Source organism: Halomonas faecis, from assembly GCF_010993975.1.
In the GTDB taxonomy this organism is placed as follows: Bacteria; Pseudomonadota; Gammaproteobacteria; order Pseudomonadales; family Halomonadaceae; genus Halomonas; species Halomonas faecis.
The window spans coordinates 14,781-34,387 of record NZ_JAACZO010000032.1; the positions used below are offsets into that span (position 1 = coordinate 14,781).

18 protein-coding genes are annotated in these 19,607 nt (G+C 63.8%); 9 read left to right on the forward strand and 9 right to left on the reverse strand.

Going from position 1 to position 19,607, the window contains the following annotated elements; genetic code table 11:
• Window positions 1–3 precede the first annotated feature (3 nt).
• Window positions 4–801, forward strand: coding sequence for a 3-oxoacyl-ACP reductase FabG (gene fabG, locus GFD32_RS11885; RefSeq protein WP_163576832.1), 798 nt, complete (start codon window positions 4–6; stop codon window positions 799–801).
• 13 nt (window positions 802–814) lie between these two features.
• Here the strand turns inward: fabG and GFD32_RS11890 are convergent, their stop codons facing one another.
• The gene (locus GFD32_RS11890; protein ID WP_163576833.1) at window positions 815–1,534 is read right to left on the reverse strand and encodes a FadR/GntR family transcriptional regulator; all 720 of its coding nucleotides are present in this window, start codon (window positions 1,532–1,534) and stop codon (window positions 815–817) included.
• A gap of 59 nt (window positions 1,535–1,593) precedes the next feature.
• The gene (locus tag GFD32_RS11895) at window positions 1,594–2,328 is read right to left on the reverse strand and encodes an SDR family NAD(P)-dependent oxidoreductase (RefSeq protein ID WP_163576834.1); all 735 of its coding nucleotides are present in this window, start codon (window positions 2,326–2,328) and stop codon (window positions 1,594–1,596) included.
• Window positions 2,329–2,529: 201 nt separating this feature from the next.
• Between GFD32_RS11895 and GFD32_RS11900 the strand changes: the two genes are divergently transcribed.
• The 4 genes from GFD32_RS11900 (at window position 2,530) to lpdA (ending at window position 8,310) form a co-directional block, all read left to right on the forward strand.
• Entirely contained in the window at window positions 2,530–3,285 is a 756-nt protein-coding gene (locus tag GFD32_RS11900; protein WP_205599122.1) for an SDR family NAD(P)-dependent oxidoreductase, read from the forward strand.
• 25 nt (window positions 3,286–3,310) lie between these two features.
• On the forward strand, window positions 3,311–5,494 hold the full coding sequence (locus GFD32_RS11905) for an alpha-ketoacid dehydrogenase subunit alpha/beta (RefSeq protein WP_163576836.1): 2,184 nt from the start codon (window positions 3,311–3,313) through the stop codon (window positions 5,492–5,494).
• Window positions 5,495–5,613: 119 nt separating this feature from the next.
• Window positions 5,614–6,906 (forward strand): pyruvate dehydrogenase complex dihydrolipoamide acetyltransferase, encoded by a 1,293-nt coding sequence (locus tag GFD32_RS11910; protein ID WP_163576837.1) that lies wholly within the window; start codon window positions 5,614–5,616, stop codon window positions 6,904–6,906.
• A 9-nt stretch (window positions 6,907–6,915) separates the two neighbouring features.
• A complete protein-coding gene (lpdA, locus tag GFD32_RS11915) occupies window positions 6,916–8,310 on the forward strand; it encodes a dihydrolipoyl dehydrogenase (protein WP_163576838.1) in 1,395 nt (464 codons plus the stop codon).
• On the opposite strand, the gene GFD32_RS11920 is transcribed toward lpdA, so the two are convergent.
• The 7 genes from GFD32_RS11920 to GFD32_RS11950 form a co-directional block, all read right to left on the reverse strand.
• A complete protein-coding gene (locus tag GFD32_RS11920; RefSeq protein WP_163576839.1) occupies window positions 8,272–9,126 on the reverse strand; it encodes an HpcH/HpaI aldolase/citrate lyase family protein in 855 nt (284 codons plus the stop codon). The two genes, lpdA and GFD32_RS11920, sit on opposite strands and share 39 nt — an antisense overlap.
• A gap of 32 nt (window positions 9,127–9,158) precedes the next feature.
• Entirely contained in the window at window positions 9,159–10,358 is a 1,200-nt protein-coding gene (locus tag GFD32_RS11925) for a CaiB/BaiF CoA transferase family protein (RefSeq protein ID WP_163576840.1), read from the reverse strand.
• A gap of 20 nt (window positions 10,359–10,378) precedes the next feature.
• The gene (locus GFD32_RS11930; protein ID WP_163576841.1) at window positions 10,379–11,542 is read right to left on the reverse strand and encodes an acyl-CoA dehydrogenase family protein; all 1,164 of its coding nucleotides are present in this window, start codon (window positions 11,540–11,542) and stop codon (window positions 10,379–10,381) included.
• On the reverse strand, window positions 11,542–12,378 hold the full coding sequence (locus GFD32_RS11935) for an FAS1-like dehydratase domain-containing protein (RefSeq protein ID WP_163576842.1): 837 nt from the start codon (window positions 12,376–12,378) through the stop codon (window positions 11,542–11,544). Before GFD32_RS11935 ends, GFD32_RS11930 begins: the two co-directional genes overlap by 1 nt.
• Before the next feature lie 121 nt (window positions 12,379–12,499).
• Window positions 12,500–13,261, reverse strand: a complete 762-nt coding sequence (locus GFD32_RS11940; protein WP_163576843.1) for a GntR family transcriptional regulator — start codon at window positions 13,259–13,261, stop codon at window positions 12,500–12,502.
• Window positions 13,262–13,283: 22 nt separating this feature from the next.
• A complete protein-coding gene (locus GFD32_RS11945) occupies window positions 13,284–14,345 on the reverse strand; it encodes an AbrB family transcriptional regulator (protein ID WP_163576844.1) in 1,062 nt (353 codons plus the stop codon).
• Complete coding sequence (locus tag GFD32_RS11950; protein WP_163576845.1) at window positions 14,338–15,684, reverse strand: amidase; 1,347 nt, start codon at window positions 15,682–15,684, stop codon at window positions 14,338–14,340. Before GFD32_RS11950 ends, GFD32_RS11945 begins: the two co-directional genes overlap by 8 nt.
• A 200-nt stretch (window positions 15,685–15,884) precedes the next feature.
• Here GFD32_RS11950 and GFD32_RS11955 point away from each other — a divergent pair, with 200 nt between their 5' ends.
• Genes GFD32_RS11955 through GFD32_RS11970 form a run of 4 tightly spaced genes read left to right on the forward strand, consistent with a single transcriptional unit; the run spans window position 15,885 to window position 19,597 of the window.
• Window positions 15,885–16,685 carry a polysaccharide deacetylase family protein gene (locus GFD32_RS11955; RefSeq protein WP_205599123.1) on the forward strand — a complete coding sequence of 267 codons (801 nt, stop codon included), beginning with the start codon at window positions 15,885–15,887 and terminating at the stop codon, window positions 16,683–16,685.
• Window positions 16,686–16,736: 51 nt separating this feature from the next.
• Window positions 16,737–17,702: a TRAP transporter substrate-binding protein gene (locus GFD32_RS11960; protein ID WP_163576846.1), complete on the forward strand. Its 966-nt coding sequence runs from the start codon at window positions 16,737–16,739 to the stop codon at window positions 17,700–17,702.
• Between the two features lie 15 nt (window positions 17,703–17,717).
• Complete coding sequence (locus GFD32_RS11965; RefSeq protein ID WP_163576847.1) at window positions 17,718–18,293, forward strand: TRAP transporter small permease; 576 nt, start codon at window positions 17,718–17,720, stop codon at window positions 18,291–18,293.
• Between the two features lie 2 nt (window positions 18,294–18,295).
• The gene (locus GFD32_RS11970; protein WP_163576848.1) at window positions 18,296–19,597 is read left to right on the forward strand and encodes a TRAP transporter large permease; all 1,302 of its coding nucleotides are present in this window, start codon (window positions 18,296–18,298) and stop codon (window positions 19,595–19,597) included.
• Window positions 19,598–19,607 lie beyond the last annotated feature (10 nt).

Here is a 19,607-nt window from a genome sequence, read left to right on the forward strand (position 1 = left end):
CACATGGCACTAGAGAGTTCTTTACGCTATCGACCCAGCCATGCCGGTCGACATGTGCTCGTCACCGGCGGCGGCGCCGGCATTGGTCGGGCCATTGCCATGGCGTTTGCGTCGCGTGGTGCCAATGTCTCGGTCATGGACTGGTCGGCCGATAGCGCCCAGGAGGTGTGCGATGCCATCCGGGAAGCGGGAAGAGGCGATGCCTATCCGTTGTCGGTCGACGTTTCCGATTACGCCGCGGTCGAACGCGGCGTGAGAGAGGCGGAAGCCCACTTTGGCGCCCCCGTCGATAGCGTGGTCAACAATGCCGGGATATCTCCCAAGCATGGCGGCCTGCCGGCCTCCGTCTGTGACATGGCGCCGGAAGAGTGGAATCGGGTGGTGGGGGTCAATCTGACGGGGGCCTTCAATACCATCCGCGCGGTGGGTGATGGTATGCGTCGTGCGCGGCGGGGCCACATCGTCAATATGTCCTCCGTTGCCGGCAAGACGCACTCGCCCGTGGTGGCATGCCATTACGCGGCGACCAAGTCGGCGATCATCGGTTTCACCAAGCACCTGGCGGCCGAACTGGGGCCTTACGACATTCGCGTCAATGCGATTGCCCCGGGGCGGATCGAGACGCCGATGGTGCTTGCGGTGGATACCGCCATCAACGATGAGCAGGTTCGCCTGACGCCGCTCGGTCGCCTGGGCAAGCCGGATGAAGTCGCGGACCTGGCGCTGTATCTGACGTCGGACGAGTCGAGTTTCGTCACGGGGCAGACCATCGATGTCGCCGGTGGGCTTTACATGACTTGATGCCACTCTACCGTCAATCGGCGGGCGTCAGGTAGATGCGCAGCCGCTGGGCGGCGTTGTCGAGGTGATGAGCGGCGGCAGCCCGGGCGCCTTCGGCGTCCTGGGCGGCAATGGCCTTGAAGATCGCCTCGTGCTCATGCTGCACGCGCTTGACCATGTCCTGGCTGCGAGCGGTGTTCTCGCGAGCGGTGCGGATCAGGTTACGGACGCGCGACTCCAGGAATTCGCCGAAGCTGATGAAGTAGGCGTTGTGGGTGGCCTGGAGAATGGCACGATGGAACTTCATGTCCTCTTCGACCCCATTGCGATTTTCCCGAATGGCGATTTCCAGCCCATCGAGATGCTGGCGGATGGCGTCGAGGTCGCTGGGGGAGCGGTGGGTGGCGGCCTGCTCGGTGGCCGCCACTTCCAGGGCCATGAGGAATTGAAACAGGTCGGCAAGGTCTTCCTTGTCTTCGAAGCTGGGCTCGAGACGGAAGACCGAGGCGCCTTGCGGGTTGACGAAGTGCCCGCGCCCCTGCTGCGAGATCACCAGGCCGTCCGACTTCAGGATGGAGACGGCTTCTCGAATCACCGGGCGGCTGACGCCATAGGCTTCGGCGAGCTCCTGCTGGGTGGGCAAGCGCTTGCCCGGCTCGATGCTGCCGCTTTCGATGGACGTTCTGATGCGCTTGGCCACTTCGTCCGGCAGGGAGTGGCCGCGTGCGATGGTGCTTGAAGGTGCTGTGTTCATCATGGCGTCCATTGCGAAAGAAGGCGGCGCTCTTCGGCCGAGAAGCGCGCCTTCGTGTGTCAGTTGATATAGAGCCCGCCATTGACCTGGAGGCTTTCTCCGGTCATGAAGCTGGCCGCATCGCTGCACAAGAAGTCGACGACGCTGGCGATTTCATCGGGCCGGCCCAGGCGCTGCAAGGGGGTGGTGCCGATCATGGCCTGGCGTTTGGCGGCATCCAGCGACTCCATCATCCGCGTATCGATGAGTCCCGGCGATATGGCATTGACGCGAGTGCGCGGCGCGAGCTCCTGGGCCAGTGACCGGGTGAGCGTCAGTACGCCGCCTTTCGCCGCCGCATAGGGCGTATGGTTCAGGCTGCCTCGCTGGCCGGCCAGCGAGGCGATGTTGACGATCGAACTGCCCTCGCTCAAGAGCGGCCGCAAGGCCTGGATGGTGAAGAAGACACCGTCCAGGTTGATGGCCATGCTCTTTCTCCAATCCGCTTCGCCGATCTCCGCCAGCGACAGGTGCTGGTAGAGACCGGCGCCGGTGACGATGTAGTCCACCTGTCCGAAAGCCTCTCGACATGCCTCGGCAACGCGCTCGGCGTCCTCCATCTTAGCGACATCGTGACGAATGGCCAGGCAGTCGGGCTCGCCGCCCAGCGTGGCGGCGAAGCGCTCGAGGCTCGCCTCGTCGATGTCGGTCAGTACTAACTTGATGTTTCGCTTGCTGAAAAACAGGGCGATTTGCTGGGAAATCTCCCCGGCGGCACCGGTGATGACGGCGACTCGTTGGCGTTGTTGTGGCATGACGGGTTCTCTGTGAATTCGACTAAAGTTGCGTTGTCATGTCGTATGACAAGTTTCATCTTAGCCGAACGTAAGGTCATATGACAACTTTTTGGTTTCCATATTTTGTCTATGAGAAACAACGATCTATGAAAAGACAGGGCAGGCTTTCAGGCAATGACGACGTCACGAGGCAGTAGCGGGAGTGGGCAACCTCCCGCCATGAGAGGTGCCGTGGTGGTGACCGGCGGCGGCAAGGGGATCGGGTCGACGATAGCCCGACGCTTTGCCGAGGCGGGCCATCCGGTGCTGATCTTCGACCGCGACGAAGCGGCCGCCGCGAGCTGCGCCGACGATATCCGCTCGCAGGGTGGCGTGGCCTCCACGTACGTGGGCTCGGTGACCTCCGAGGAGGACGTGGCCCAGGCCATGCAGGTGGCTGCCGATCGCTACGGGCGGCTGGCGGTGTTGGTCAACAACGCCGGCATTTCCTGCAACCGGCCGACGCTGGAGCTGGAGCTCGACGAGTGGCGGCGCACCCTGGACGTCAACTTGACCGGAGTCTTCCTGTGCGCGCGCGAGTTCGCCCGGCGGGTATCGGCCGGCGACACCGAGAGCGTGATTCTCAACCTGTGTTCCATGTACGGCGTCGTTGCCGCCCCCAACCGGCTGGGGTACTGCGCGACCAAGAGCGGCGTGGCGATGATGACCCAGTCGTTGGCGGTGGAGTGGGCGGAGCTCAACATCCGCGTCAATGCCATCGCGCCGGGCTACATTCGCACGGCGCTGCTCGAGGAGCTCATCGCCGATGGACGCGTGGATGCCGAGGCGCTGCTGGCACGGACTCCCCAGAAACGGTTCGGCACCGTCGAGGAAGTCGCGGACCTGGCGTTCTTTCTGGCGTCTCCCGAGACGCGCTTCATGACGGGGCAGATCGTCGGACTGGATGGCGGCTGGACCGCCAATGGCTACCTGTAACGCACCTTATCGAGAGGAGATTGATATGCCCCGTTCCCGCAAGCTGACGGTTCAGGCGCCCTGGCGCGAGCTCGCGACCACCGAGCGCGATTGGCAACGTGCGGATGCCTCGCTGTTGGCGACCACGCTGGTGAGCCTGCATCTGATTCGGGCGTTCGAAGAGAAGGTGCTGGAGCTGGCGGGGCAGGGCCTGGTTCACGGCCCGGCCCACTCGAGCATCGGTCAGGAGGGCGGTGCGGTCGGTTCGGCGCTGGCGCTGCGCAGCTCGGATCAGATCAACGGCTCGCATCGTGCCCACCATCAGTTCCTGGCCAAGAGCCTGCATTTCGTGGCGCCGCAAGGCCTGGACCCGGCGCAGCCGGTAAGCGAATCCACTCAAGCGCTGCTGCAGCGCACGCTGGCGGAAATCATGGGGCTGTCCCAGGGGTTCTGCCGTGGGCGTGGCGGCTCCATGCACCTGCGCTGGGCGGATGCCGGGGTGTTGGGCACCAATGCCATCGTCGGCGGTGGCGTGCCGATGGCGGCGGGTGCCGCCTGGGCGCATCGCCGCGCGGGCACGGGCGACGTGGCGGTGACCTATTTCGGCGACGGCGCGGTGAACATCGGCTCGGTGCTGGAGACCATGAACCTGGCGGCGGCCTGGAAGCTGCCGCTGTGCTTCTTCATCGAGAACAACCGCTATGCCGTCTCCACGGAGGTCGGCGAGGTGACGGCCGAGGCGCGCCTGTCGTCGCGGGGCCAGGCTTTCGGGATTCCCGCCTGGAAGGTGGATGGCATGGACCCGCTGGCGGTGCACCTGGCGACGCAGGAGGCGCTGGCCATCATGCGCGACGGCGGCGGGCCGACCCTCATCGAAGCCGACGTCTACCGTTTCTTCCACCAGAACGGCCCGTTGCCCGGCAGCGCCTTCGGCTATCGCACCAAGGAGGAGGAGGCCGAATGGCGCGGCCGCGATCCTCTGGATCGGGTCGCCAACCAGATGATCGAGCGGCGGCTGATCGACGAGGCCGGGGTGGCCGGCCTGCGCGAGCGGGCCCGGAGCGCCATGGAGCGCGCCGCGGCCGAGCTGCTGGACACCCGCGGCAAGAAACCCGCGGTGCGTGCCGATCTGTGGCCCTCGCCCGATTTCCGCGACGCTCACGTGCGCGGCGACCTCTCCGAGCTGGCGTCGGCCCGTTACGTGGAGCAAGAGGCCTACGGCGGCACGCTGGAGTCGCGCAAGTTCGTCGACAGCGTGGCCGAGGTGATGCATCGGCGCATGGAGAGCGACGAGCGCATCGTGGTGATGGGCGAGGACGTGCACCGCCTGAAGGGCGGCACCAACGGGGCGACCCGCGGCCTGGCCCAGGCGTTTCCGGAGCGCTGCCTGGGCACGCCGATCAGCGAGAACGCCTTCGCTGGGCTGGGGGGCGGCATCGCCATGGATGGCCGCTATCGCCCGGTGGTGGAGTTCATGTATCCGGACTTCATGTGGGTGGCCGCCGACCAGGTCTTCAACCAGATCGCCAAGGCACGGCATATGTTCGGCGGCGACAGCGCCATGCCGCTGGTGCTGCGCACCAAGGTGGCCATGGGGACCGGCTACGGTTCCCAGCACTCGATGGACCCCGCCGGCATCTTCGCTACGTCGCCGGGCTGGCGGATCGTCGCGCCCAGCACGCCGTACGACTACGTGGGCCTGATGAACAGCGCCCTGCAGTGCGAGGATCCGGTGCTGGTCATCGAACACACCGATCTCTACAACGCCAAGTTCCCGAGCCCGGTGGACGACCTTGACTACTGCATTCCCCTGGGCAAGGCCAAGGTGGCGAGGCCCGGCAGGGACGTGACCGTGCTGACCTACCTCTCCATGGTGGCGCCCTGCGTCGAGGCGGCGGAGCGGCTGGGCGTGGATGCCGAGGTCATCGATCTGCGCAGCCTGGATCGCGCCGGCCTCGACTGGGAGACCATCGGCGACAGCATTCGTCGCACCAACAACGTGCTGGTGGTGGAACAGGGCTCGTTGGGTACGGCCTACGGCGTGCTGCTGGGCGACGAGGTTCAGCGCCGCTTCCTGGACTGGCTCGACCAGCCGGTGCAGCGCGTGCACGGCGGCGAAGCCTCGCCGAGCATCTCCCAGGTGCTGGAGCGCGCCGCCTGTGCGGGCCCCGAGGAGATCGAGGCCGGCATGCGGCAGGTGATGACGGCGCAGGGCCGTCCGCTGGACTGAACCGGAAACCACGCAATGCAACCACGAGCTCCCCAGACGGTGAGGGGCGATGCCCCGGCGCTCGTTGACAATCGTGATCGCTGGGCCGGCTGGCCCGGCATCGTGCAGGAGGCCTGAACATGGCAATCGAGATCAAGCTGCCGTCGGTCGCCGCCGGCATGGAAGAGGCGACCCTGGTGCGCTGGGTCAAATCCGAGGGGGAGTCGGTCGCCAAGGGCGAGACCCTGGCGGAGCTGGAAACCGACAAGGCGGTCATGGAAGTGGAGGCCGAGGCGAGCGGCGTGCTGGGCCGGGTGCTGGTGCCCGGCAACACCGATGGTGTGCCGGTGGGCACCGTCATCGGCGTGTTGATGGAACCGGGCGAGGAGGCGTCGGCACTGGCGGACTACCCGGCCGAGCCGCCGGCAGCGGCCGAGCCGTCGCCGGCCGGCGCACCGGATGGTGCGCCCGCCGATACCCCCCGATCCGACCGCGCCGACACCGCGCCGGTGCCGCGTTCGCCCCGGGTGGCCGAGGGAGCGGAAGGCCGCGTCTTTGCCAGTCCGCTGGCTCGACGCCTGGCGGCGGAGCGGGGCATCGCGCTGGAGGGAATCGAGGGCAGCGGCCCCCATGGGCGGATCGTCCGGCTCGACGTGGAGCGGGCCCGGGAAGGTGCAGCGGCCACTACGCCGACGGCAGAGGACGCACCGCTCGAGGGGGCCGAAACGCCGACCCACGAGCGGGTCGAGGCGATTCCGCACAGCGGCATGCGCAAGACCATCGCCCGGCGGCTGAGCGAATCGAAGCAGCAGGTGCCGCATTTCTACCTGACGATCGACTGCCTGCTGGACGATATTCTCGACCTTCGCGAGCGGCTCAATGCCAAGGGCGAGCGGGCCGAGCCGCGGTATCGACTATCGGTCAACGATTTCGTGGCCTTCGCCGTGGCCAAGGCGCTGCGCCGCGTGCCGGAAGTCAACGCCCGCTGGAGCGACGAGGCGATCCTGCAGTACCGCGACATCGACATCTGCGTGGCGGTGGCGACGTCGGGAGGGCTGGTGACGCCGGTCGTCCGCGAGGCGGATCGCAAGGGGTTGGCGGCGCTTTCCGGCGAGATCCGCGAGTTGGCTCACCGGGCCCGCGACGGCAAGCTGGCGCCGGCCGATTATCAGGGAGGCGGGTTCACGATATCCAACCTGGGCATGTACGGCGTTCGCGAGTTCGCCGCCATCGTCAATCCGCCCCAGGCGGCCATCCTCGCCGTGGGGGCGGTGGAGAAGCGGCCGGTGGTGCGCAATGACCAGCTGGCCGTGGGCAGCCTGATGACGTTGACGCTGTCGGCCGATCATCGCGTGGTGGACGGTGCCGTCGGGGCACGGTTTCTCGCCGAGCTCAAGGCGTTGCTCGAAGATCCGCTCGAACTGCTGGTATAGGAGACCGCAATGGCGCAGTTTCAAGTTCTCATCGTCGGCGCCGGCCCGGGTGGCTACGTGGCGGCGATTCGTGCGGCTCAACTGGGGTTCGCCACGGCCATCGTCGAACGCGCCGAGCTCGGCGGCGTGTGCCTCAACTGGGGGTGCATTCCCACCAAGACGCTGCTGCGTTCGGCCGAGTTGTATCGCCAGGCGCAAGCGAGCGGCTCGTTCGGTGTGGTGCTGGATGGCACGGTGCGGTTCGACATCCGGGCCGCCGTCGCCCATTCCCGCGAGGTGGCGGGCCGGCTGAACCGTGGCGTGCGCGGCCTGCTCAAGAAGCATGGCGTGCAGGTGCTGCCGGGCCAGGCGAGCCTGCAAGGCCAGGGCCGGGTGCGTATCGAGGGCGGCGACGGTACGCAGCAGGTGAGCGCCGATCATATCGTGCTGGCCACCGGCGCCCGGCCGCGCGAACTGCCAGGCTTCACGCCGGATGGCGAATGCATCTGGACGGCCCGCGAGGCGATGACGCCCCAGGCCCTGCCCGATTCGTTGACCGTCATCGGGGCCGGGGCGATCGGCGTGGAGTTCGCCAGTTTCTATGCGGCGCTGGGCGTCGAGGTCACCCTGCTGGAAGCGGCGGAGCGGATCGTGCCGCAGGAGGACGAAGAGATCGCCGCTCATCTGCAGGCACGCCTCGCCGAACAGGGCATCGACGTTCACGTCGGTGTGCGGGCCGAGGCGCCGGAGGTGATGGCCTCGGGGGTGCGAATGTCGGTCGACGCGGCGGGCGTGCGGTTCGACCATCACAGCGAGAAGGTGATAGTGGCGGCGGGCATCGTCGGCAATGTCGAGGATCTGGGGCTGGAAAACACGGCGGTGCAGGTGGAAAAGCGCCATATCGTGGTGGATCGCTGGTCGGCCACCGGCGAGCCGGGGGTCTACGCCATCGGCGATGTGGCCGGTCCGCCATGGCTCGCCCACAAGGCCAGCCATGAGGGGCTGGCCTGCATCGAGCGGATTGCGGGGCTTGCCGATGCGCATGCGCTGGATCCCGAAGCCGTTCCCAGCTGCACCTACTGTCACCCTCAGGTGGCCAGCGTGGGGCTGACGGAAGCGCTAGCCCGGGAGCGCGGCCATGCGGTCAGCGTCGGCCGCTTTTCCTTCGTGGGCAATGGCAAGGCCCTGGCGCTGGGCGACTCGCAGGGTTTCGTCAAGACGGTCATGGATGCGCACAGCGGCGAGCTGCTGGGGGCGCACCTGATCGGGCCGGACGTGACCGAGCTGATCGGCACCTATGCGCTGGGGCGGACTCTGGAAACGACGGAGCTGGAGATCATGCGCACGGTCTTTCCCCATCCGACGCTGTCGGAAGCCCTGCACGAGTCAGTCCTGGCCGCCTTCGACCGGGGGATTCACTTGTAGCGACTCGGCACGGGCCAGGAGCGATCTGGCGCGTGCGATCACCGGCGCATCGACCATCCGGCCGTCCAACTGGAAGGCGCTGTCACCCTCATCGGCACGAGCGACGACGCGTGCGGCCCAGTCCAGGGTGGCGGCATCGGGTGTGAAGGCGGGATGAATGGCGGATAGCTGCCGGGGGTGAATGCACAGCATGCCGGCGAAGCCCATCTCGGCAGCCCGCCGGGCCACCGACTCCACCCTCGCCAGGTCGTCGATCTCGGGAACCACGCTCTCCAGCGGAGGCGCCAGGCCGGCAGCGCTCGAGGCCACGACGAGCTGGTAGCGGCACTGGTCGAGCATGCTTTCGGCGCCTGGCGTGCCGGCGATCAGGTCGAGCTCGGTGGCCATGTCCAGCGCACCGAAGCTCACTCTGGCCACGCCGTGGGCCTGACACAGCTGGGGGAGTGCGAGGAGTCCCTTGGCCGTCTCTATCAAGGGGTACACGGGCTTGCCGGTGTCGCTGACCCGCGCCACTGCCTCGAGGGTTTCCGCCTTGGGCAGCATGACGGCGACGATACCGGAGTGCTTGGCGCACAGTGCCAGGTCGGCGTCGAAGGCGTCGCTGGAAACGGCGTTGATACGTACCAGCAAGCGAGCGTCCGGCGTCTTGACGAGGAAGTCGTCGAGCCATTGCCGAGCGTTTTCCTTGTCATCGGGGGCGACGGCATCTTCCAGGTCGACGATGACGCCATCGGCATCGCTGGCCAGGGCCTTGGCGATGCGCTCGGGGCGTGATGCCGGCACGAACAATAGCGAGCGATGTAAGGCAAGGGGCATGGTCGTTGTCTCCGGGAGGTGAGCGACTCGGTTCATATGACGCCCTGGGTTTTCAGGCGCTGGATTTCGCTGTCGCGGTAACCGAGCTCCTCCAGAATTCGCTCGCTGTGTTCTCCGAGAGCCGGGACGGCGTCCATCCGGGCCTGGAAGGCGTTGCTGCGCCCCGGTGGCAACAGGGCCGGTAGCTCACCGACCGGACTCTCGATGGTGGTCCAGCGTTGCCGGGCTGCCAGCTGCGGGTGCTGCCAAACGCCGTGCATGTCGTTGACATGGGCGTTGGCGATTTGCGCCTTTTCCAATCGTTCGATGACCTCGTCGGCGGTCAGGTCGGCGAAGGCTTGGCAGATGAGCCGGTGCAGGCTGTCGCGGTTGGCCGAACGCTGGGCGTTGCTGGCGTAGCGTGGATCGCTGGCCAGCCCGGGATCGCCCAGGACGCGTTCGCAGAAGGCTTGCCATTCGCGCTCGTTCTGCAGGCCCAGCATCATCGCGCGGCCGTCGCCGGCCGGAAAGGGGCCATAGGGGTAGATGGTGGCGTGCGAAGCGCCGGCGCGCGGCGGCGGTTCCGCTCCCTGATAGGCGTAGTAGAGCGGATAGCCCATCCACTCGACCAGGGTTTCCAGCATGGAGACGTCGATGTGACTTCCCTCGCCAGTCTGCTGGCGCAGCATCAGCGCGGAAAGGATGCTGCTGTAGGCGTACATGCCTGCCGAGATGTCGGCGATCGAGCAGCCGGCCTTGGCCATGCCGTCCTCGTCCGGGGTGCCGGTGGTGCTGAGAAAGCCGGCTTCGCTCTGGATCAGCAGGTCGTAGGCTTTTTTCCGTCGATAGGGGCCGTCGCTGCCGTAGCCGGAAATGTCGCAGACGATGAGCTGGGGGAAGCGCTCGTGCAGGGTCTCGAAGGAGAGACAGAGGCGCGCTGCGGCGCCGGGCGCGAGGTTCTGTACCAGAACATCGGTGCTTTCGAGCAATCGGTCGAGAACGTCGTTGGCGTCGGGCGACTTCACATCCAGGGTCAGGCTCTCCTTGGAGCGGTTCGTCCAGACGAAGTGCGAGGCCATGCCGGCGACTCGCTCATCGTAGGCGCGCGCAAAGTCGCCGCTGCCGGGGCGTTCGATCTTGATCACGCGGGCGCCCAGATCGGCCAGCTGTCGCGTGCAGAAGGGGGCGGCGATGGCATGCTCGAGGCTGACGACGGTGATGCGGTCGAGGGGGCGAGGGCGCTGTGGGTCCATCGAGTCTATCTCCGTATCGGTCAGAACGAGCGGGGCAGGTCGAGCAGATGCTCGGCAACGTAGGACAGGATCAGGTTGGTCGAGATGGGAGCCACCTGGTAGAGCCGCGTTTCGCGGAACTTGCGCTCCACGTCGTACTCGGCAGCGAAACCGAATCCCCCGTGGGTCTGAAGACAGACATTGGCAGCCTTCCATGAGGCTTCGGCGGCCAGGTACTTGGCCATGTTGGCACTGGCGCCGGCCGGCTGGCCGTTGTCGTACTCATGGCAGGCGCGCCAGCGCATGAGGTCGGCGGCTTCCACGTCGATGTGGGCTTCGGCGATCGGGAACTGCACGCCCTGGTTCTTGCCGATGGGGCGGCCGAAGACCTCGCGCTCGCGTGCGTAGTGGCTGGCCTTCTCGATGAACCAGCGGCCGTCTCCGATGCATTCGGCAGCGATCAGGGCACGCTCGGCATTGAGGCCGTCGATGATGTAGCGAAAGCCCATTCCCTCTTCCCCGATCAGGCTGTCGGCGGGTATTTCCAGATCGTCGAAGAACAGTTCGTTCGTTTCGTGATTGACCATGTTGGCAATGGGCTGAACGCTCAGGCCGTTGCCGATGGCCTGGTGAAGATCGACCAGGAATATCGACATCCCAAGCGATTTGCGCGTCACCTGATCCAGCGGAGTCGTGCGTGCCAGAAGAATCATGAGATCCGAGTGCTGGATGCGCGAGATCCACACTTTCTGGCCATTGACGATGTACTTGTCGCCGCGTCGTACCGCCGTGGTCTTGATCCGGGTCGTATCCGTGCCAGTGGTCGGTTCGGTGACGCCCATGGATTGCAGGCGAAGTTCCCCCGCGGCGATCTTGGGGAGGTAGGCCTGCTTTTGGGCCTCGCTGCCGTGCTTGAGCAGGGTGAACATGTTGTACATCTGGCCGTGCACCGTGCCGGAGTTGCCGCCACAGCGGTTGACTTCCTCGAGGATCACCGAGGCCTCGGTGAGTCCCAGGCCCGATCCGCCGTACTCTTCGGGAATCATGGCGGCCAGCCAGCCGGCTTCGGTCAGCGCTTCGACGAAAGCTTCGGGAAAGGCCTTGCATTCGTCGATGCGGCGCCAGTAGGCGTCGTCGAAATTGGCGCAGAGGCTACGTACGCCGTCGCGTAGCGCATTGAGCGAGTCGGTATCGTGGCTGAACATCAGGCGTTCTCCTTGTATTCGATCTCTGCCTGGTGCGCGGGACCATCGGCATCGTAGGCATGGAGCGCACAATGGGTGGCAGACGAGTGGTGCCCCCCGACATGGAACGGGGTGCTGGCGAAAAGGGGGCGAATGCCGCGATAGGTGAAGGCGATGGGACGTCGCTGCGGAAAGCGGCGGGTGAAACTGCGCAGCATGAACGTGGCGATCATGGGGCCATGGACGACGAGTCCGGGATAGCCTTCCACCTCGGTGGCGTATTGCCGGTCGTAGTGGATGCGATGGCTGTTGTAGGTGACGGCCGAATAGCGAAACAGCAGCACCGGGGAGGGATCGATTCTCTCCTTCCATTCCACCCGAGGACTGGGCCGAGAACCGGGTTGGGTTGCGGGCTTCGGTTCCCGGTAGACGATGCTCTGCTCTTCGCCGATGCAAAGCCGGTCGTGCTGGTAGTAACGGTGCTGAACGGTCACGAACAGCAGCTTTCCACTCTTGCCCTGCTTTTCATCGACGGCGGTGATGGTGGACTGACGCCGGGCAGGTTCGCCGATGCGCAGCGGTCGATGGAAATGCACGCGACCGCCCGCCCACATCCGGTTCTTGCCGTCGATGGGGGGGAGGAGCATGCCCTGCCGTGGATGGCCGTCGCGACCGAGACACGCTTCACTGACGGGCTCCTGGAAGAATGCCCAGTGCCATAGATGCGGAAGCGGAGCATCGGCAGTCGGTATGTCGTCACCCAATGTCGTGGCGATGCGTTTCGCCAGCTCGAGTGACAGTCGGTCGTGACTCGTCTCGCGTTTGCCGATCCAACTGCTCAACGTGTCGTCGGTCATCGTGTCCTCTCTCCTCGTTGTGTCGAGCCGCAGCGGCGGGCATGCGGCATCCGGGAGATGCCGCCGACGGAGTGCCGATCGGGCAGGCGTGCGCAGTGACGGTGGCGGACTCGGCCTGAGCTCAGGCGGGATCGGAAGCGTTCAACGTCGGGACGACCTGCTGGCGAAATCGCTCGTACCCTTGCTTGACATGGAGTTCTCCTGCATGGCGAGCCGCTTCGGCATCGCCCTGACGGACGGCGTCGAGAATGTCCCGGTGCTCGCTGTTGGAGGCGATCATGTGGTCGTGATTGGAAAGCACGATCTTGCGGGCAAGGTTCGACTCGGCGACCAGTTGGTTGTAGATGGAGGCCGCTCGTTGATGGCCCGCGGCTTCGAGCAGGGCATCGTGAAATTCGATGTTCGCCTGATAATATTCCTGGTAGTGATCGTCCTGCAGATAGGTGTCCATGGCGTCGATCAGGTCTTGCAGTCGCCGAAGTTGCTCGACGGAAATCTTCTTGGCTGCCTCAGCACAGATGAATCCCGTGACGAGGGCGCGCATGTCGTTGTTCTCTTCGAGCTCCTCAGGGCTGACGCGACGAACGAACACGCCCTTGTGGGGAATGCTGATCAACAGTCCGCTGTGCTCCAGGCCTCGTCTGGCCTCACGTACGATGCCTCGGCTGACGTCGAGCCTGTCGGCGAGATGCTTTTCGTTGATGCGTTCGCCGGGCTTGATGGATCCGCTCGTGATCATGCGTTCGATTTCTTCCGCGACCTGCGTGGTCAGCGATTTTTCTCGGCGGATGGCGAGGCTTTGGGCAGTGTTCGTAGAAACCATCATGTTCCTATCCCCTGGTGATTCGTGAAGGCTGGCGTTTTTTGGTGGTCTGTCGAGCAAGGTCGAAAGTGGCGCGAAACGGTCAGGTTGCCGCCGGTTGTTGGGAGATCCATTTCCATATCGGTATGGCCAGCAGGTTGACGGCAACTGCCCTGAGTGTATGAAACCCGGCGATCAAGGCGACATTGGCCCCTAGTAGCTTGCCGGCCAGGGTCATTTCCGCCATGCCGCCGCCTGCCGTGCTGAGAATCAGGGTCGTGGGGGAGGCATCGAACAGCCGAGACAGGATCAGTGCCACCAGGGCGGAAGCGAACACCAGAGCGCATTGAACCGGTATGCCGACGATCAGAGCCCGGGGCAGTGCGGTGATCGTTTGACGAGTGAATCGCAGTCCGAGGGACAGGCCGATGAGCCACTGAGCGGCGACGATCCAGATCGAGGGCACGCTGCCCGTGGCGATGAGGCCCGTGCTGGAGACGCCAGCAACGGCGATGAGGGCGCCGAGTAGCCAGGCGGCCGGCAGCTTCAGCAGGTGGCCGATGGCACCGCCCAGCGAACCGATGCACAGGGCGATCAGTAGCGGCCCCGGGCCCAGCATGCTTGCGGCCGAGCCGATGGAGGATGACGCCTCGGCATGGCTGAACAGCGCTGCGGTGGCCGGCAGCATCAGCACGATCATGCCCACGCGCAGTGCATGCAGGGCACTGATGACCGACTGATTGGCGTCATAGCGCTGCCCCAGGTTGGCCATTTCCACCACGCCCCCCGGCAGTAGCGAGAAAAAGGCCGTGGGGCGGTCGACACCGGCAGCCTTGGCGTACGGCATTGCCGCGAGGGTGGAGATCATCACCAGGACCACGATGGTTGCCAGGATGGTGGGTATCCACTGCCAAAGCGCTTCGACCGCGGCGGCGGTTACCGTCAGGCCCGTGCTGGTCGACAATACGACCAGGCCGGCTCGCTGCAGGGCAGGGGGCAACGGGAAGGGAGCCCCCATGACGGCGGCCATGGCGCCACTGGCCAGCATGGCGCCGAGCATCCAGCCCAACGGCACTCCCACTCCATCGAGCCAATATCCCAAGGAGAGGGTGGCCGCCACGGTCGCCAGTGGCATGCCGGCACGCGAGAGCGTCGGGTTAGCCATGCTGCAGCCACCAACGAGCGATGTTGCCGAGATGGACGTCGCGGTGGCGTTGGCCGATCACTTGAAGCCCGAAAGGCATGTCGTCGACGCGCATCACGGGGAGCGAATAGCAGGGCAGTCCCAGGAAGGTGGCATAGACCAGGTTCTTGCGGCTGCCGGAGCTGGCGAGTCCGACGGGAGCCGGTCCCGATGCCGAAGGCAGAACCAGGGCGTCGAGTTCTTCGAGCAGCCCATCGCAGCGCGCCATCAAGCCGAGCCGTTGCTCATGAAGCGTTCGTGCGTCGCTGACGCTCATCCGGCTTCCTTGATCGATCAGGTCGATCATGCGCTGATCGATGCTGCCATCGTTGTCGGCGAGGTATTGGCGATAGGGCCATTGCATTTCCAGACCGATCAACTGCAGCGACCAGCGATGCACCCGTTCCAGGTCTTCGCACAAACGCTTCAGGCTGTCATGCCGCGTCGGAGTGACGACATCCACGCCTTGCCGAGCGACCCGCTCCAGGGCTTGGTCGAAGGCGGTACGGCTGGCATCCGATAGCTCGTCGGTACCCGAGGTGAGCAAGACCCCAATGCGCCGAGGGGGCGTGGCAACGGGTGTGTCGTCGAGCAAGCGACCCGCTTGGCCGGGCCCGGGAGCCTTGACGCTCAGCCAGCCAAGCAGCCCTTGCAAGTCGTCGAGGTCGCCGGCCATCAAACCCAGGTGGTCGAGGCTGTGGGCGACGGGATGCACGCCCTGTACCGATAGCGTGCCCCAGGTGGGCTTCATGGCGATGGTGCCGCAGTAGGAGGCGGGCCGGATCAACGAACCTTGCGTCTGCGTCCCGAAAGCGGCGGCCAGCATGCCGCCGCCTACGGCGGCGGCGGCACCCGACGACGAGCCGCCCGGCGTGCGAGCCAGGTCGTGAGGATTGCGCGTTTGCGTCGATACGCCGCCGATGGCGAAGGCCGTCGTCGTCAGCTTGCCGAGCAGCAGGGCGCCACCTTCCTGGATGGCTTGAAGGCAAGCGGCATCGATGAGCGGACGCGGTGACCAGTCGCGCGGCGTTCCCAGGCGGGTCGGGAAGTCGGCGCTGTAGATGATGTCCTTGGCGCCGATGGGCAGGCCATCGATCGGTGACAGCGGGTGACCCGACCGCCAGCGGCGGTCCGATTCGTCGGCGGCGCGACGAGCGGCTTCCGGGTCGTGACAGACGAAGGCCCCCACGGATGGTTCGAGGGCGTCCAGCGTGGCCAGGCGGTCTTCCAGGTAATCGCGAACGGTGTGTCGACCGCCGCGATTGGCCCGAAGGTGATGCGTGAAGGAAGGCGCGGTCGCGCAGGGTCGTGGTGTCGTCATGGCGAGTTTCCGGCCGGGAGCGTTTGATGACAAGCTACAGTCAACTGTTGACAGTTGTCAATGTGGTGCCAATACTGGGCTCCATCGCTAACACAGATGCATAACAACAAGGGTGAGTCGGCGTGCAATCCAATCCACGAATTCCTTTCGCGATGCCCGGTACGGCCGAGGCGCCTGCCCACTTCCAAGGGAAGCGGGTCGTGATCAATGTCGTCGTCAATGTCGAACATTGGCCTTACGACAAGCCCATGCCGCGAGCGTTGATGACTGCGCCGCATGGCAAGCCGGCCGAGTCGCCGGACGTCCCCAATTTCTCTTGGGTCGAATACGGCTTGAGACGCGGGATGCCGAGGTTGCTGAATTTGCTCAACGATCATGGCATTCACGCCTCGGCTACCATGAATTCCAATGTCTGCGACGTGTATCCCGAAGTGGCTGAGCGTATCGGCGAGGCAGGCTGGGACATCGTGGGCCACGGCGTGATGCAGCAATCGCTGAAAGCCGTCGACGATGAAGTGGCAACGATTCGTGAAAGCCTGTCCCGCCTGTCCGCGTTCTATGGCAGGCCCATCGAGGGATGGCTGGGTCCGGGAATTGCGCAAACGGCAGACACGGCCGACCACCTGAAGGCGGAGGGACTCGCTTTCACTCAGGACTGGATGGTCGACGATCAGCCCTGCTGGATGACAACCAAGCACGGCCCCTTGTTGGCACTTCCTTATTCGCTGGAGCTCAATGACGTGCCGATATGGGCGATCAATGCCTATGGCTCCGATGAGCTTTATCACCGTGTGAAGTGGACGTTGCCGATTCTTTTGCGAGAGGCGGAAAACACGACCCAAGTGTTGACCATCGCTTTGCATCCTCATCTGGTCGGTGTGCCCCACCGTTTCACGTTCTTCGAAAAATTGATCCAGGAACTGGCATCACATCCTGATATCACCTTTGCCGGTTCCAATCGAATTGCGGAGTGGTTCATTGCAGAAAGACCTGCTGGATGAATGACTTGCAATAACAAGAAAGACCGAACTCAGAATAGTTGGAGGTTAACAATGAAAAAGGCTCTAACGACAGCCGGTATCCTGGCGGCCATGGGCTTTGCGACGACGGCCTCTGCCGAGACGACGTGGAATATGGCCACTCCCTATCCGGAGGCTGAATTTCACACTCAGAACATCAATCGTTTTGCGGAAGATGTCAGCGAAATGACGGGCGGTGAATTGAACATCACCATCCATTCTGGCCAGTCGCTGTTCAAGCATCCTGAAATTCGCCGTGCCGTTCGAACCGGTCAAGTCGCGGCCGGTGAGATCATGATGAGCAACCTCGCGAATGAAGATCCGATGTATTCCGTGGATGCCATTCCGTTCCTGATCGATGGATACGACAAGGCCGAGGCGCTCTGGGACGCCCAGCGCCCCTTCGTCGAGGAGCGTATGGCGGATGATGGGCTGGTACTGCTCTATGCCGTTCCCTGGCCGGGTCAGGGTTTCTTTACGACGAAAGAAATCAACGACATATCCGACATGGAGGGTGTTCGTTTCCGGACCTACAACTCGATGACCGAAGAGATGGCGACGTTGATGGAGGCGACTCCGACGACGGTAGAGGCGGTCGAGATTCCTCAGGCTTTCTCCGCAGGCGTGGTCGACGCCATGGTAACGTCGGCAGCGACGGGGCACCGGACGGAAGCTTGGGAGTTTTCGGAGTATTACTATGACCTTCAGGCCTGGCTTCCGAAGAACATGATCTTCGTCAGCCAGAATGCATTCGATGCGCTGCCGGAAGAACAGCAGAAGGCGGTACTGGATGCCGCTCAGGAAGCGGAAACTCGCGGTTGGGAAATGAGCGAAGCGGTATTCGAGGAATCGACCGCCGACCTGGGCGAGAGGATGACCATTCTCGAGCCTTCTGACACCCTTCGCCAGCAGCTCAACGAGATTGGGAAGACGATGGCTTCCGAGTGGTCCGAAGAGGTCGGTCCGGATGGCCAGACCGTGCTCGAGGCGATTGAGTAAGTCTGTGACGGATGCATGGGGTGGGTCGGCGCACTGCGCTGGCCCTCCATCTTCAATCGCAAAAGGCGCAAAATCATGTTGTCGAGCTTGCTGGACCGCGTGTTTCGCATTTCAGGTGCGTTGGCAGGTGTCTTCCTCGTCGTCATTGCCGTGCTCGTCGTTGCACAGATCGTGGGTCGCCTCATCGGAGTGCAAATTCCCGGCGCCAACGAGTTCGCCGGTTACTCTCTAGCCGCTACGAGTTTTCTTGGCCTGGCATATTCCTTTCGCCAGGGGGCCCACATTCGCGTCACCTTGCTCACCGATCAACTGCCTCAGGCCATGAGGCGCTGGGTGCTGGTGATGGCATTGGCACTGGCTTCCTCGATGGTCATCTACCTCGCTTACAACACTATGGTCATGGTGTACCTGAGCTGGGATTTCGGAGAAATGTCATCGGGTATCATCAGCTACCCATTGTGGATTCCTCAGTTGTCCATGGCGATTGGTATGGTGCTTTTTTCCATGGCTTTGATCGAGGATCTCGTTCGGACTTTGCTGGGGATGTCGCCAAATTTCGAAAAGAATAAAGAGTCCCTAGGGGTGGATTGACCATGGATGTTTCACTGATCGGTATCATCGTTGCTTCATTCATGCTGCTGCTCCTTGCCTCTGGGATCTGGGTAGGCATCACGTTACTGACGGCGGGGCTTTTCAGTATCGTGTTGTTTTCCGCTGCGCCCGCCGGGTCGATTCAGGCCACGGTGGTCTGGGGGCAGAGTTCCAGCTGGGCACTGACGGCGTTGCCGCTATTCATCTGGATGGGGGAAATACTTTTCAGAACGCGCCTGGCGAAAGACATGTTCGAAGGGTTGACTCCGTGGCTTGCCGGTTTTCCCGGTCGGCTCAAGCATGTCAATGTCGTGAGCTGCGGTATCTTCGCCGCCGTTTCCGGCTCGTCGGCTGCCACTACGGCAACGATTGGGAAGATCACCATCCCTGAGCTCCTTCAGCGTGGTTATCATCCCAAGCTGGTGATCGGCAGCCTGGCCGGCTCGTCTACGCTGGGATTCCTGATTCCACCCTCCATCATTCTGATCGTTTATGGCGTCGCTGCTGACGTTTCGATCAGTCGGCTTTTCATTGCCGGTGTCATTCCAGGATTGATGTTGATGGCGCTTTTCATGGGATATCTGGCGATTTGGTCCTTGCTGAATCCGGACAAGGTTCCGCCCAGAGAACCGAGCATTCCATTGCGAGAGCGAGTGAGACGCTCTACCAAGCTTTTTCCCATTCTGCTTTTGATGGTAGCGGTCATCGGCTCTATCTATCTTGGGATAGCGACGGCGACGGAAGCCGCTGCCGTTGGTGTCGTCGGTGCGCTGGTGCTGGCTTACGTGACGGGGTCGCTTAACTTGCAAACGCTGCGAGAGAGCGTCATGGGTGCCATGATGACGAGTTGCATGGTTACCTTGATTCTTGCCGGAGCGGCTTTCCTGTCCGTTGCCATGGGGTATACCGGCATTCCTCGTGAGCTGGCTCTGTGGGTGGGGTCGCTCGGCTTGAGTCAGTTCGAGCTGTTGATTGCACTGACCCTGCTTTTCATCGTTCTTGGATGTTTTCTGGACGGTATCTCGATCGTCGTGCTGACGGCGGCAGTGATCATGCCCATCATCGATCAGGCGGGCGTCGATCCGATCTGGTTCGGAATCTTCATCGTGATAGTGATCGAGATGTCGCAAATCACGCCGCCGGTCGGGATCAACTTGTTCATTCTCCAATCCATGACCGGGAAAAACCTGCTTTATGTTGCGGGTGCCGCTTTCCCATTTTTCCTGTTGCTGGTCGTGGCCACGGTTCTGCTCATCGTCTTTCCGGAGATTGCTACGTTTCTACCCGATACGGTTCGAGGTTAGCGGGATCGTC

What these genes read in the sequence shown, in the direction of transcription:
- fabG (WP_163576832.1), top strand. Translation starts at nt 4, where the DNA reads ATGGCACTAGAGAGTTCTTTACGCTATCGACCCAGCCATGCCGGTCGA.
- GFD32_RS11890 (WP_163576833.1), bottom strand. Translation starts at nt 1,534, where the DNA reads ATGAACACAGCACCTTCAAGCACCATCGCACGCGGCCACTCCCTGCCG.
- GFD32_RS11895 (WP_163576834.1), bottom strand. Translation starts at nt 2,328, where the DNA reads ATGCCACAACAACGCCAACGAGTCGCCGTCATCACCGGTGCCGCCGGG.
- GFD32_RS11900 (WP_205599122.1), top strand. Translation starts at nt 2,530, where the DNA reads ATGAGAGGTGCCGTGGTGGTGACCGGCGGCGGCAAGGGGATCGGGTCG.
- GFD32_RS11905 (WP_163576836.1), top strand. Translation starts at nt 3,311, where the DNA reads ATGCCCCGTTCCCGCAAGCTGACGGTTCAGGCGCCCTGGCGCGAGCTC.
- GFD32_RS11910 (WP_163576837.1), top strand. Translation starts at nt 5,614, where the DNA reads ATGGCAATCGAGATCAAGCTGCCGTCGGTCGCCGCCGGCATGGAAGAG.
- lpdA (WP_163576838.1), top strand. Translation starts at nt 6,916, where the DNA reads ATGGCGCAGTTTCAAGTTCTCATCGTCGGCGCCGGCCCGGGTGGCTAC.
- GFD32_RS11920 (WP_163576839.1), bottom strand. Translation starts at nt 9,126, where the DNA reads ATGCCCCTTGCCTTACATCGCTCGCTATTGTTCGTGCCGGCATCACGC.
- GFD32_RS11925 (WP_163576840.1), bottom strand. Translation starts at nt 10,358, where the DNA reads ATGGACCCACAGCGCCCTCGCCCCCTCGACCGCATCACCGTCGTCAGC.
- GFD32_RS11930 (WP_163576841.1), bottom strand. Translation starts at nt 11,542, where the DNA reads ATGTTCAGCCACGATACCGACTCGCTCAATGCGCTACGCGACGGCGTA.
- GFD32_RS11935 (WP_163576842.1), bottom strand. Translation starts at nt 12,378, where the DNA reads ATGACCGACGACACGTTGAGCAGTTGGATCGGCAAACGCGAGACGAGT.
- GFD32_RS11945 (WP_163576844.1), bottom strand. Translation starts at nt 14,345, where the DNA reads ATGGCTAACCCGACGCTCTCGCGTGCCGGCATGCCACTGGCGACCGTG.
- GFD32_RS11950 (WP_163576845.1), bottom strand. Translation starts at nt 15,684, where the DNA reads ATGACGACACCACGACCCTGCGCGACCGCGCCTTCCTTCACGCATCAC.
- GFD32_RS11960 (WP_163576846.1), top strand. Translation starts at nt 16,737, where the DNA reads ATGAAAAAGGCTCTAACGACAGCCGGTATCCTGGCGGCCATGGGCTTT.
- GFD32_RS11965 (WP_163576847.1), top strand. Translation starts at nt 17,718, where the DNA reads ATGGGGTGGGTCGGCGCACTGCGCTGGCCCTCCATCTTCAATCGCAAA.
- GFD32_RS11970 (WP_163576848.1), top strand. Translation starts at nt 18,296, where the DNA reads ATGGATGTTTCACTGATCGGTATCATCGTTGCTTCATTCATGCTGCTG.